Here is a 15,149-nt window from a genome sequence, read left to right as displayed (position 1 = left end):
TTAACAAAATTGAAAATTTTACCATAAAACCACGCAAAAGCGCATGATTTTTGCAGATGTTCCCCTTTTCAGGCAGCCTGAAAAACAAAAATGGGGAGAAATCATGGATTCTCCCCACTTTTTTCAGGCTGCCTGAAATTAATTTGCCACCTTAATGGCGATTCGCGCCACATCGTCCGCGCTGTCGGGCAATGCCAAAGTACGCGCTTGCTCTGCCCATTGCAAACATTGTTCACGCGTTAAACCGCCCAAAATTTCTGCTAATTTTGCTGCCGTCAATTGCGCTTGCGGCAACAGCAAACCTGCGTCCGCCGACACCACAAAACGCGCATTTGCCGTTTGGTGGTCGTCCACCGCATGCGGATAGGGAACGAGCAATGCGCCCACACCAGCCGCCGTCAATTCCGCAATCGTCAGCGCACCTGCACGACAAATCACCACATCAGCATTGCGATACGCCGACACCATATCATCAACAAATTCAATACATTGTGCTTGAACATTGGCTTGTTCATAGGCAGATTTGAGCGCGTCCAATTTATTGCGCCCCGACTGATGAATCACATTCGGGCGTTGCGCTTCGGGCAACATGGCGAGTGCTTGCGGCACAGTCTCATTCAACACTTGCGCCCCCAAACTACCGCCCACCACCAACACATTCAGGCTGCCTGAACGCTGTTCAAAGCGTTGTTTTGGCTCGGGTAATTCGGCAATTTCCGCGCGCACAGGATTGCCCACCAAACCATCAGGATATTGCTCAAAGGCTTTGGGAAACGCGTACAGCACACGCGCCGCCCATTTCGCCAACACTTTATTGGACAAACCCGCCACCGCGTTTTGCTCGTGAATCACAATCGGAATGCCCGCCAATTTCGCCGCCACACCACCAGGGAAAGTAACAAAACCGCCAAAACCAATCACCACATCAATATTGTGGCGTGTAATAATCGCTTTGGCAGCCTGCACCGTTTGCCACAGGGTAATGGGCAACATCAGTTTGCGTTTCAAACCGTTACCGCGTACGCCTTTCATGGCGATGGTTTCCAGCGTGATATTGTGTTGTGGCACAAGACGTTCTTCCATGCTGTCTTTGCTGCCCAACCACACGACTTTATGCCCTTGTTTTTGCAAAGATTGCGCCACCGCCAAAGCAGGAAAAATATGCCCACCCGTGCCGCCTGCCATTAAGAGAAATGTTTTGCTCATCATCTTGATTATTCAGTTAATTATAAATTCAGGCTGCCTGACGTTTATGGTTCACCTGTGCGTCATGGTCATTTGCCGCTTCTTCGTGTTCAGACACTTCTTCGCTGGGCGTTTCGTTTACAGCTTCGGTTTCAGGCAATTTGTCCCAATGTGGGTCAATAAAACTAATCCCTTGTTCTTTCTTGCGATTTTCATAATCCACGCGCAACAACATCGTAAACGCAATTATCATAATCACCAAAGACGAACCGCCATACGACACCAAAGGCAAAGTTAAACCCTTGTTTGGCAACAAACTAATATTCACACCAATATTAATAAATGTTTGTACCGCCACCCACACGCCAATGCCAATGGCAATAAATGAATTAAAATGCAGCTCCAAATCACGCGCTCGTTTGCCAATCCCAAAAGCACGCCACACTATCCAACCATAACACAAAACCAAGGCAATCAGGGTAATCAAACCCAATTCTTCCGCAATCACCGCCGCAATAAAATCTGTATGCGCTTCGGGCAAAAAGCCACGTTTAAAAATGCCATTGCCCAAACCTTCGCCAAACCAGCCGCCGCGTTCAATAGACATCAATGAACCCATGCTTTGATAACCTGTGCCTGTCGGGTCTTTCCAAGGCTGCCACATCACACTAATGCGGCGCATACGAAATTCAGACGTGGCAATCACCAAACCCACCACCGAAGCCCCCACGCCCACCACAAACACAAACCAACGCGCAGGCAAATTCGCTAAAAATAACAAAGCAATCGCAATTGCCAGCACCACCATCGCCGACCCCAAATCTCGGGTCAATAAAATAAACGCTGCACCAATCGCAATCGGCACGGCAACCCAACGCACGCGTTTAAAATCGTTTAATACATCTAGGCGGCGTTTGAAAAAGCTCGCCATATACATAATCGTAACCAGCTTAAATACTTCGCTGGGCTGCATTTTGATGCCACCAGGTAGGGAAAGCCAGCGTTTTGCGCCATTGATTTCTTCGCCAATAATGGGAACAATCGCCAACACAATGATTGTGATGGGTAAGGCAAATTTGGTCCAACGTTGCCATCGCCACATCGGCGCACGAAAAAGTAGCCAAGCCAATAACATACCAATGGTGGCAAATTGCGCTTGTTTGATAAAAAACGCATCACGATTGGCAAAATTATTCAGTCCTGCTTGGGCGATGGAAGCGGAATACACCATAATCAAACCAAAACCCAGCAAACACAATAAAACCCACAACAAAGTTTGGTCGTATTCTTTGCGTTTATCGGGCAGGGTGAAATCAAAATTGGCGCGTTCGGAAAAGATTGTATGTGGCAGTTTCATATAAATTGTGTTGTTTTTGCTTTATGCGTGATTAAATAAGTTATTTTATTTATAAAAATAACCGTCTATTTTAACAAAATTTTGTCGTTTTTTTAAACTATTTGATTTTCCACTTGTTCATTTTATTTAAGCATTTGATTTATTTCAGGCTGCCTGAAAAAATCGCTGTTGCCAAATTCATAAAATAAAAAACGGAATTTCTGGTGAGAAATTCCGTTTTTTGCTTTTCAGGCTGCCTGAAAGGGCTTAAACCATCATATTATTCAAATCATTAAATAATTTGATACGCGGTATGTTCCCATTCTTCGCTGTTTACCAAACCCGATGGTGCGTAGGCATTGCTGCTGGTGGTGCTGGCAGCAATTTCGCTGTTCATCAAATTTGGTGCGGCGGCTTCTACGGCGGCGTAATCCACGTTTTCATCTTCGGTGATGGCATTGGCTTTTTCGGCTAATGCGTTTTCCGTCAAATCATGCGTTTCGGCTACTGTCCACTCGCTTTCGCTGGCGGCGGTTTCATTGACTGTGTTGTTGGTGGTATTGTCCACCACTTCATAGTCATGAGATTCGCTGGTTCCTGCGTAGGCGTATGGATTGCTATTGGCTGCCACTTTGTACACATAATCGCCGCCCTGTTCTGCTGGTGCGGGTGCGTATGGCGATTTGTCCACAGGCGTGTTCAGATAATGCGTGTCCGTACTGCTGTCATCATCGCTTGCGCTGTGGCTGCTGATGGTGGCGGCACGATAGGCTTCTGCTGCATTATGCAGGCTGCCTGAAACATCTGAAACGCCATGATGGTCTTCATCTTCATGGTTAACAGCATTTGCCAATTCATCTTCACTATCCAAGAAATCTGCGCTGCGTGCGCTAATCCATGAATTGCTGCCATTCAAATTCGTTTTGTACCGCACATTATTAAAAGAACTTAGAATACGATTACCAAACGAATCTTGTTTATCCTCAATTTCTACGCGGAACATTTGACCATAATTTGGATTCTCTACAGGATGTTCAAATACATCGATGGTATTGACTTGAAGCACAAATGCCCCAGTCTGTCCATCGGTATAGGTTGAATATTCATTGCCATTAACAATGGCTCGAATTCTAAGCACCTGTTTCAAATCATGTTCTGGATCAGAAATACTGGTTAAACGACCTGTAATCGCAGTCATCGTGTTTGCCAAATCACTTTTATCCAGTACATTATCTTCAGAAATTGGGTCTACCTCCATACCAATATTGGTAGCAATTTTCACATAATAGGTAAATTCCGTATTCACCTTATGTTCTGCGCCACCTGATTGTGTTATGAAATAAGCGTCCAAGGTGCGTGAGCTAAACACCTTCAACGTATTGCCATTCACCAGCAAATTATCGGTTGGCAAATCTACACTAAATGTGCCGTTGCTGTTTACTGCTGCCGTATAAGTGCGAGAGTGAAGGCTAATGCTGACTTCATCATTCGGCTGATAATCGCCCACCACTTTACCCGTTACGCGAATATTGGGTTCAGTCGCTTCATTGGCAACAATAATATTATCAGGCGTAATATTATCAAATTGCAATTCTGCCAATTCTGCCGTATATGAACCTGTTTCTGTGCCAATCGCTTGGTTGCCCACCGAATCCATCACGGTGGCGGTTACTTTCACTTCGTTTTCGCCCCACTTCGCGCCCAAATCCTTACCTTGCACACTTACCGTCCATTTATTGCCCGACAAAGTGGCTGGGTAATTTTTGCCATTGAGCGTTACCACGATGTTTACATTTTTCTCGTCCACATCACTATCATGCGACACCGTGCCTGTAAATGTAACCGTGCCATCTAATTGTGTGCGTTTAAACAATTGTTTATCAATGGTAATATTAGGTGCACTGGTTTCCACGTCCACCGTATAGCTGCCTGTTACGCTGCTGCTCACCGAATTACCCAAACCATCGGTAGCAATCACTTCCACCTGATACTGCGTGTTTTCTTTCAATTCCGAACCCGCAATTTGGATTTCATAAGCATTGCCTTTGACCGCAGTTTCATGTTTCGTGTAGGACGAACCTGTGTACACAAATACTTTATCGCCGTCTTTGGCATTGCTTACCGTGCCTTTGAGCGTAACCATTTTGCCCGCCGCCGCTTCTGCGCCGCTAACAATATTGTCTTCGCTGACCGTGCCTAATTGAATTTCAGGCTGCTTCATTTCGGTAATCACGCGATACGTTTGTGTGCTTTCCGCCGTTGCCGTGTTGCCCGAAACAGGGTCGGTTGCGGTCAAGACCACGCTTACCGTGCCTGTATTGCCTTCGCCTGCGTGGCTGGCTAACTGGCTGCCTGAAACATTATTAAATGTAAACGTGCCATCAGCCCCCACAGTCGCCGAATAGGTTTGAGAACCCACGCTCAACACCACTTTACCATTGGTGGTGTTTTCGGCTTTACCCGTCAATTGCAGCGTATCCATAGATTCATCACGGTTCAACACGCCATCGCCCGCAATCATATTCAATGACACGGTCGGTTGTGTCATGTCCAAAATCACTTGGTATGAATGCGTATGTGAACCCGTATTTTGGTTTTCCGCCGCATCGCTGTTGTTTACCGTTACTGTGAATTGTGTGTATTTTGCCAAATCCGCGCCCGCTACTTGCAGGGAGAATTTGCCGTCCGCGTCCAAAATTTTGCCATTCACAGGAGCCAAATTGCCCAACTGCAACACCACCGTATCGCCCACACGCGCAGGACTAGCATGACCTGTGATGGTAATGGTTTCAGTACTGTCTTTCAGATTGATGATGTTATCGCCTGTCAAATTATCAATCGTGATTTTGGGTTTATCCAAAACATCATCTACTTGATAAGGACGTGTGTATTGCGCGGTGGATTCATTGCCCGCTTCATCGGTAGCAGTTAAGGCAGCCTGAACTTGGTTGTTATTCAAGAAATGCGAACCTGCCACTTCAATACTGAATTGACCGTTTGCCAACACGCTGCCTGTAACCGTGTGTGTGCCAATCACCAATTCCACTTTATCGTTTTCACGCGCACCTGTGGTGCTGCCCGTTACCAAAATGGCAGCTTCTTGGGATTCACGCAAATTAATCGTGTTGTCTGACGTGATTTCATTGACCAAAATCGTTGCCACCGCACCAACCGTATCCACTTTATACTCATGAATAATCGTGGTCGGCGACAAGTTCGCCGCTTCGTCCGAACCCGTAACCGTTACTTCCATAGATGAATGCGCCGCCAACACACTCCCCGGTACATCAATGGCAAAACCATTGTTCGCCACTTTGCCCTTATAAGTATTGTTGCCAATGACAATTTTCACATCATCACTTTCACGCACATTTTGCAGGCTGCCTGAAACCGTAATCTTGGCTTCACGCGATTCTTTGTAATTAATCGTGTTGTCTGCGGTGATGGGGCGCATTTCAATCACAGGAATTGGTGCTTCCAAATCCACATCATATGTTGCCGTAATGCTGGCAGTCGTGGATTCACCACCAAATACCTCTCTTACTACCGTCAGCGAAATGGTTTTATTTTTATCTGCCACCAAATCTGCACCAGAAATATCCACCCAATATGTCTTATCTGGTTGCACACGACCATAGAATTCCTTACCATTTACAGTGGCTGTTACTTGACCATCTTGAGCATTTTCTGCTACACCTGTCAAACGAATGATTTGTGTAGATTCAGTTTTGTTAATAATATTGTCGCCCGCAATCGGCTTATTCACAGTCAAAACAGGAATATCTGCAGCACCCACCACCTGATAATCATGCGTGTATTCCGCCAATACCGAATTGCCCGCCACATCATGCGCCACCACGCTCACTTTCACGCTCGCTGCTGTGCCTTCGCCAGCCGCCGCTTTCAATTCCGCGCCTGTCGCCGTAACCAAAAAGCCTTGATTTCTAATGGTTGTGTCATACGTTTTATTGCCAATGGTAACAACTACTTTATCGCCATCTTGCGTATTGCTTGCACTACCAATGATGTTAATGCGTTCTGCTGCCGCTTCCGCAATGCTTAATACATCATTGCCTGCAATTGGGTTCAACGTGATAATTGGTTTATCTGCCAACAAATCAACCACATAATCCTTATTTACCACCGCGCTTTCAGCCGTATTGCCCGCCAAATCGGTGGTAATCGCCACCGCTTTCACGGTGCTGGCAGCCTGCAAAACTGCGCCCGTTACCGCGTGTGAGAATTTACCATTGACCACATCAACCGTTGCCTTGTATTCGCCAATGGTCAAATTCACTTTTTCTGTAGTCGTCATACCTGCAATCGGTTGAGTCGTAACCGTGCCTGTAATCACAATTTCTGTGGCTGCCGCTTCCGCCGCATTCAAATAACCATCGGTGGCAATCGTGTCCACTTCCACCGTAGGCGCGTTAATATTATCCACCACTTGATAAGACTTGCTGGTGGTCGCAGACGCAGCATTGCCCGCATCATCGGTCATTTCTACCGTTGCCGTGATGGTTTTTTCCGTGCCATTGGTCAATGAGAATGTGCTGATATTGCCCACACTGAAACGCCCGTTCACCACCGCAATATTCTCGCCCAACACTGTTTCGCCCAATTTGAGTGTTACTTTGGCATTGGCAGACGCATTGTCCACTCTACCTGTAATCTGAATCATGCCTTGATTCAAATCATTCATATTCAAATAGCCATCACCCGAAATATCGTCTAATTCAATGGTCGGTTCGCTGACTTTGGTTTTGATTTGGTATTCAGCCGTAATTGTGCCAACTTCGGTTTGGTTAAACACATCAGTTGCCGTTACTTCTACCGTGATTTCGCCCGAAGTCGCCACCCCGTCTTTCGCCAACAGGCTGCCTGCAACGCTCACGCTAAACGTATTCGTAGCCGACACTTCGCCCGTCCCGATTTCCTTGCCGTCCAACAGTACGCGTACCTTATCTGCTTCACGCGCACCCATAACAGTGCCAGAAATCGCAACCATTTCGGTGGATTCCGCTTTATTCAAAACTTTTTCATCGCCCGCAATGGACACAATCGTAACCGTAGGCGCAGCCAACTTCGCTAATTGATAGCTACCAACTTGCGTTGCCGTAACCGAACTGCCTTCGCCATCGGTGGTAATCACTTCCACATTTACCGATTTTTCCACCGCGTCTTTCAGCAGGCTGCCTGAAACATCTACCGTAAACGTACCTGATGACACGGTGGTCGTGGTCGCCGTTTTGCCGTCCACGATAATATTTACCGTATCGCCATCACGCGCCGCCACGCTGCCTGAAATCGCCACATTGCCCGCCGCTTCGGTAACGTCCAAAATCGCGTCGCCCGCAATCGCATTCAAGGTAATTTCTGGCGCAAGCAAATTGCTGACCGTGTACGTTTTCTCGCTCGTACCAGCAGTCGTGTTACCAAATTCATCGCTCGCCAACACTTCCACCGTAACCGTTTTTGCCACCGCATCTTTCAGCAGGCTGCCTGAAACATCTACCGTGAATTTGCCAGCCACCACTTGCGTGGTGGTAACGGTTTTGCCGTCCACAATAATATTCACCGTATCGCCGTCTTTCGCGCCCGATACCGTGCCAGCAATCGCCACATTCGCTGCCGCTTCAGCAGGACTCAACACATCGTTACCTGCAATTTCTGCCAACGTAATACTTGGTGCAGCCAAATTTTTCAATTCATACGCTGCCGTAGCCGAACCTGTGGTCGTGTTCTGCGCCGTATCCGTTGCCAACACTTCCACCGTCAAAGTCTTATCGCTTGCCGCCGCCAACTGGCTGCCTGAAACCGACACCGCAAACGCATTTGCCACCACTTTGCCCGTGCCAATTTCCACGCCCGCCAACAACACGCGCACCACATCATTTTCCTGTGCGCCGCTCACTTTGCCGACCACTTGCACCGCTTCCGCTTGTTGCTCGGTTTGATTTAAGAAACCGTCTTCGGCAATTTGAATTTCGGAAATCACAGGCGCAGCCAAATCTTTCAATTCATACGCTTGTTTCAGGCTGCCTGTGGCTTCGTTGCCATAATTATCGGTCGCCAAAACAGTTGCCGTGATTTCACGCGATTGTGCCGCCGCCAACGCGCTGCCCGCCACGTTCACGCTGAACGCGCCAGCCGCTACGGTGGTCGTGGTCAAAGTCGCACCGTCCAGCAACAACGTTACTACCGCGCCATCATTTGCGCCGCTCACTTTGCCCGAAATCGCCACAGCCGCCGCCGCTTGTTCCGTGCCATTCAAAATATTGTCATCGGCGATGTGCAATTCGTTCACAATCGGCGCAGCCAAATTCTCCAGACGATATTCTGCCACCGCCGTGCCAGCCGTTTGATTGCCCAACACGTCAGTTGCCAAAACTTGCGCCGTAACCGCTTTTGTCGCCGCATTTTGCAGCAGGCTGCCTGAAACATTCACGCTGAACACACCAGCCGCCACCGTTGTGGTGGTAACCGTTTTGTCGTCCACAATAATGTTTACCGTATCGCCATCGCGTGCGCCCGATACCGTGCCGCTAATCGCCACATCTGCCAATACTTCTTTGGCATTCAGAACCTTATCACCTGAAACATCGGACAAGTTTACAATCGGCGCAGCCAGCGTGTCCAATGAATACGCATGAGTCGCACGCCCTTGCTCTTCATTGCCATGCTCGTCTTTCACCAACACTTCTACGGTAATTTGTTTCGCGTTTGCGCCAATCAAATCCGCACTGCTCACTTCAACCGTGAACGCGTTTTTCGCCACCGTGCCTGTGCCAATTTCCTTGTCGCCCAACAACACGCGTACCGCATTGCCATCGTAAGCAGGCAACACCGTACCCGACACCGCCACTTGCGCCGCCGCTTCCGCCGCGCTCAACACAAAATCCGTGCCAGCAATCGCCGTGATTTCCACATTTGGCGTGGTCAAAGAAGCCATTTCATAAGACTGGTTTTTCTCGCCCAAAGTGGAGTTGCCATAAGTATCGGTCGCCAACACGCTGACTGTCAGCGTTTTGTCTGTCGCGTCTGCCAACGTTTTGCCTGATACGTCAATCGTAAACTGGCTGCCTGAAACCACTTTGCCCGTGCCAATTTCCACGCCACCCAGCAACACGCGCACCACATCATCAACTTTCGCGCCTACTGCTGTGCCTGAAACTTGCACCGTTTCGGTGGCTTCTTTATTGGTTAATTTGTCATCATTGGCAACGGTGAACGTGATTTCAGGCGCAGACAAGGTTTTCACGTCATACGCAATGGTGGCGTTGCCCGCTTTCGCATTGCCCGAATCATCAGTCGCCAACACGGAAACCTGCAATTCTTTGCTGTTTGCCGCCGCCAAAGTCGCGCCGTCCAATTCCACGCTAAACGCATTGCCCAACACTTTGCCTGTGGCGATTTCTTTGCCATTCAAACTAATCGTCAGCACATCATTTTCACGCGCACCACTCACTTTGCCCGACAACCATACTTTGCCAGCCGCTTCCGTGCTGTTCAATACTTTATCGTCCGCCAAATTCAAATCGCTCAACACAGGCGGCATTAACGTGCTTAAGGTATAAGCCACATCGCCCGAACCTGTAACGCGGTTGTTTGCCGTGTCGGTGGCAATCACTTCCACCGTGATAACTGGATTGGCGGCATTTGCCAACAATTCGCCCGACAAATTATTGACCGTGAACGTGCCATCTTGCACCACCGCATTGGCAATGGTTTTGCCATCTACCACAATATTGACTTTATCATCATTGCGCGCGCCCACGACTTCGCCCGACAGCGAAACATTCCCTTTCGCTTCCGTCTCATTCAGGCGATTGTCGTTTGCCAACAATAAATTTTTCACACTCGGCGCAGCCAAGCTCACCACTTGATAATCATGGGTAAATGAAACAGTTGCCGCATTGCCAGCCGTGTCCACCGCGTCAATTTTGTACACAATTTGCGTGTTTTGTGTCAGCAGGCTGCCTGCAATGCCCACGCTAAACGCACCGTCTGTGCCTACGGTGGTGCTGAACGTTTCTTTACCTACCGTGAAATGAACTTGATTGCCCGCGCGTTCCACAGACGTGCTGCCTGAAACGGTGATGATTTGATTCACATCATCGGTCATATTCAGAATGTCATCGCCTGTGATTTTGTCTAATTGGGCGGTGGTGTCATCGGGCGCAATCGTGTCCACCAGCAATTTTTGCGTGGTGGTGGCGTTGCCCGTGTTGCCCGCCACATCGGTGGCAAACACTTCAGCCGTAATCGTGCGCGAACCTTGTTGCGCGGCAAACAGGCTACCTGCAACGCTTAAATTGAATTCGCCGCCGTCCAATACTTTGGTTTCGCCCAAAACATCGCCGTTTTCCAAAGTCAATTTCACCACATCGCCCACACGCGCACCGTCCACCGTACCCGTCAGCAACACTTGCGCCGCGCTTTCGGCGGCATTCAATGTACCATCGGAAATCGCTGTTAAAACAATGGTCGGTTGTGGCGCAGTTGTGTCCACTTCATAATCATTGGTGGCGGTTCTGGAAGCGGTGTTCCCTGCCGCGCTGGTGGTGCTGACACGCGCCACCAATTCGCTTTCCGCCGCTTTTTCCAGCAGGCTGCCTGCAATATTCACACTAAACACGCCTTGAGTGGACGTGGTGGTGGTAATCACTTTGCCATCTAATAACAATTCAATAACATCAGCATCTTGCACATTTTGCACTTTACCCGACACCGTAACATCGGCGACGGCTTCGGTGGCGTTGATGATGTTGTCTTCCGTTAAATAATTCAATGAAATCACAGGCGTTTCTGCCGACAATTCCACTTTATAATCTTTTGTTGTTTCGGCGTTTTGCGCGTTGCCAAAATCATCGGTGGCGGCAAGTTTTGCCGTTAAAGTGCGCGTGGTCGCATTAATCAACACGCTGCCTTGCACCACCGCGCCAAATTTACCGTCCGCGCCCACCACCGCGTCCGCTACTTTGTTGCCGTCCAGCAACAATTCCACCGTATCGCCAATACGCGCACCTGTGGTGCTGCCTGAAATCGTGATGGGCGATTGGGCTTCTGCGCCATTAATGGTTTCATCGTTGGTTACTTTATCCAAAGTAATGGTTACATTGGACAATTCATTGTGTACGCTAAACGTGCGTTTCGCCGTAGCCGTAGCCGTGTTGCCCGCCGAATCGGTATTTGTTGCTTGAACCGTCAGCGTTTTATCGCTTGCATTCACAAACAGGCTGCCTGCAAGCTCGGTGCTGAAACGTCCACCAGCTACCGCCACTTTGCCCACCACTTTACCGTCCAGCAACAGCTCTACTTCTTTGCCTGTTGCCAAACTGGTTTTGCCTGTAATGGTAATATTGCCTGCCGCTTCTTGGGCGTTAATCACATTATCAAACGTGATTTTGTCCAGCGACACTTCAGGCATGGCGGCGCGTGGCTGATGAGCATACGATTCCGTATCCATCGCCGTAGCCGAATTACCATGTGCGTCTTGCGTGCTGACTTTTGCCATCAAAGTGGTGTCTTGCGCGCCCGCCAACAGGCTGCCTGCAATATTCACGCTAAACGCATTATTGGCGGCTTGTGTTTCGGTAACTTTTTGGTTGTCTAACCAAATTTCTACCGTATCGCCATCTTTCACATTTTCCAATGTGCCTGAAATCCGCACATCAGCCGCCGCTTCCGCGCCATTCAACACATTGTCGCCAGCAATCACATCCAGCGTGATTTTGGGTTCGGGCAACTGGGTTTGCACATCATAATCGCGTTTGCCTTCGCCAACAAAATCGTTGCCAGCCGCGTCTTTGCCACTCACACGCACGGTCAATTCACTTGTCGTAGCCGCCGCCAATACTTTGCCCGACACAAATTGCGTGAAACCGCCGCCATTGGCTACAGTCGTGGTTGCCACCACTTTACCGTCCAACAACAATTCCACTACATCGCCCGTTTTCGCGCCTTCCACGCTGCCTGAAATCGCCACATCAACCGCCGCTTCCGCCGCGTTCAACACATCGTTTTCCGCAATCACGTCAATCACAACTTTGGGCGCAACCGCTTCCGTTTGCACCGTGTAAGTTTGACTGCTGCTGGCGGATTTCTCATTGCCAAAATCATCGCGCACCACCACAGTCGCCAACACCGTTTTGCCGTCTTTCAGCAGACTGCCTACAACTTCTACCGTGAATGTGCCAGCCGCTGCCGTAGCGGTGGTTAAAACTTTATCATCTAATTTAATTTCAATCATCGTGCCATCAGCCACATTTTGCAGGCTGCCTGAAAGCGCGATATTTGCCGCCAATTCCGTTTTGTTAATGAGATTATCCTGATTGGCGGTTAATGGATTCAATTCAATTTTAGGTTCATTTAATTGATTCAATTCAAATACTTGAATTTGTTCACCACGCACCGAATTGCCATAATTATCGGTTGCCAACACGCCAATCATCACCGATGGATTCGCCGCATTTGCCAACACACTGCCAGCCACATTCACGCTAAATCCATCATTGACCACTTTGGTCGTGGCGACCATTTTGCCATCTACCCACACTTCCACCACATCATCAGGGCGCGCGCCCTGAACTTTGCCCGTAATCGCCACTTCTTGCGTGGCTTCCATTTCATTGATGTGGTTATCGCCCGAAATCGTGATTTGGTTGATGGTCGGCGCAGCCAAAGTCGGCGCGGTATAAGACTGTTCCGCTTTGCCAACTTCTTGATTGCCATACTTATCTTGTACCAATACTTCCGCAATCACCGTTTTCGTATTGGCATTGGCTAACAGGCTGCCTGAAACATTCACGCTAAATACACCATTGGCAACCATTGCAGTTGTAACCGTTTGATTATCAATAATAATGTTTACTGTATCGCCATTATTCGCACCCGACACGCTGCCTGAAATCGCCACCTCTGCCGCCGCTTCAGTCATGCTCAAAAGATTGTCGCCCGCGATTTTCAGATTAGAAATCGTGGGTTTATCCAAAGTCGGCACGGTATAAGTTTGCGAAACCGAAGCACTTTGCTCATTGCCCACCGCATCAGACGTGGCAACTTGTACCGTGATGGATTGATTCGCCGCCTTTGCCAACAGGCTGCCTGCAAGCTGGGCAGTAAAACCATCTTTGGCAATCTGGGTTGTGGCAACAACTTGATTATCCAAAATAATTTCAACCGTATCGCCGTCTTTTGCGCCCGACACGCTGCCTGAAACGGCTACATTTGCCGCCGTTTCCGTTTTATCCAAAATATTGTCGCCCGCGATGTTCACATTAGAAATCACGGGTTTCGCCAATGTCTGATACGCATAACCTTGCTCAACACTCGCCAACACCGAATTGCCAAACGTGTCCGTTGCCAACACTTCGGCGGTAATCGTTTTCGTGTTTGCATTTGCCAACAGGCTGCCTGCAATATTCACGCTAAACGCACCATTGACAACCGTTGCCGTAGCAACTGCTTGATTATCCAATTTAATCGTTACCGTGTCGCCATCACGCGCACCCGACACCACGCCAGACACCACCACATCTTGCGCTGCTTCCGCCATGTTCACAATATTGTCGCCCGCCACCGTATTCACCACCAGCGAAGGCTCATCCATTACCGCCAATTCATAATTCGCCGCCACGCTGCTGGTGGTGCTGCCACCCTGTTCATTGGTCGCCACCACTTCAACCGTCAATGTTTTGGTCGCCGCATTTGCCAACAGGCTGCCTGAAACGTCCACGCTAAATGTGTCGTTCAACACAGTGGTCGCCGCAATTTCCACGCCGTCCACTAACACGCGCACCACATCGCCATCACGCGCACCGTTCACGCTGCCTGAAATGGGGAATGTGCCAGTGGCTTCATTTTGGTTAATCACATTGTCGCCCGCCACCGCATTCAAAGTAACTTCGGGCGCGGCAGGATTTGGCACGGCGGGTTCATCATCGTCATCACGCGCCGCGTTCACAGCCGCCGCCGCGCCGCCGCCCATCAAAGCCAACACCAGCACCCCACCCAACAAACGCTTGGCACTAAACGATGAAGTTGCCCCAGCCGCCGTGCTGCTGGCAGTTGTAGCGGTGGTGGTGGCGGTTTCCGTTGCAGCGGTCGTTGCCGCGCTGCTAACGGGTTCAGCCAAAGCCGCAGGCGCGGTGCTGACTTCGCTAGCGGTCAAAGCCACGCTTTCAGGCACGCTCGCCACATTGGTTGGCATAAGCGGCATAGCAGATGGCGTATTGGTCAATGCCAAAGTCGCTTCCATCTGCTGCAAACTCATCTCATTGATAATAGGAGAAAAATCACCATATCCCTGAATAATAATATCAGGCACACTATCTTTCGCGCCGTCCAAAAACACCCACAAATCCGCGCCCATTTCCTGCACTTTGGGCTGCAAGACCAAAACACCTTTATCGTTCAAAATTTGATAACGCGCACCTGCTTCGGCGACCACTTTCACCGTTTGCTGATTGCTCACCAAATGAACCGTTTTGGTGTGGTTATTTTGTGTAATATTTAAAACATATTGAGACATGGCAACTTCCATTTAAAAACAAATAATTAAATTAAAATAATCAAATCAAAATTTGGGATAAGCTGATTGTTTAGATTATGTTAAATCCAGTTAAAC

Annotated in this window: 3 protein-coding genes; all 3 read right to left on the bottom strand. The window is 48.9% G+C overall.

Translation table 11 applies throughout. The annotated features are described in order from the left end of the window. Positions 1-138: 138 nt before the first annotated feature. Positions 139-1,209, bottom strand: coding sequence for an undecaprenyldiphospho-muramoylpentapeptide beta-N-acetylglucosaminyltransferase (murG, locus tag Q338_RS12965; RefSeq protein WP_034296343.1), 1,071 nt, complete (start codon positions 1,207-1,209; stop codon positions 139-141). A gap of 25 nt (positions 1,210-1,234) precedes the next feature. Next, positions 1,235-2,542, bottom strand: coding sequence for a putative lipid II flippase FtsW (ftsW, locus tag Q338_RS12960; RefSeq protein ID WP_051968661.1), 1,308 nt, complete (start codon positions 2,540-2,542; stop codon positions 1,235-1,237). Between the two features lie 271 nt (positions 2,543-2,813). Then, entirely contained in the window at positions 2,814-15,053 is a 12,240-nt protein-coding gene (locus tag Q338_RS12955; RefSeq protein ID WP_034296340.1) for an Ig-like domain-containing protein, read from the bottom strand. Positions 15,054-15,149 lie beyond the last annotated feature (96 nt).

Origin of the sequence: Alysiella crassa DSM 2578, from assembly GCF_000745955.1 — a bacterium.
In the GTDB taxonomy this organism is placed as follows: domain Bacteria; phylum Pseudomonadota; class Gammaproteobacteria; order Burkholderiales; family Neisseriaceae; genus Simonsiella; species Simonsiella crassa.
Note: the sequence above shows the minus strand (reverse complement) of the source record. Positions and strands in the feature narration are given on the sequence as shown.

Excerpts from the sequence above, each read along its gene's own strand:
- ftsW (WP_051968661.1), bottom strand. The coding sequence starts at position 2,542 with ATGAAACTGCCACATACAATCTTTTCCGAACGCGCCAATTTTGATTTC.
- murG (WP_034296343.1), bottom strand. The coding sequence starts at position 1,209 with ATGATGAGCAAAACATTTCTCTTAATGGCAGGCGGCACGGGTGGGCAT.
- Q338_RS12955 (WP_034296340.1), bottom strand. The coding sequence starts at position 15,053 with ATGTCTCAATATGTTTTAAATATTACACAAAATAACCACACCAAAACG.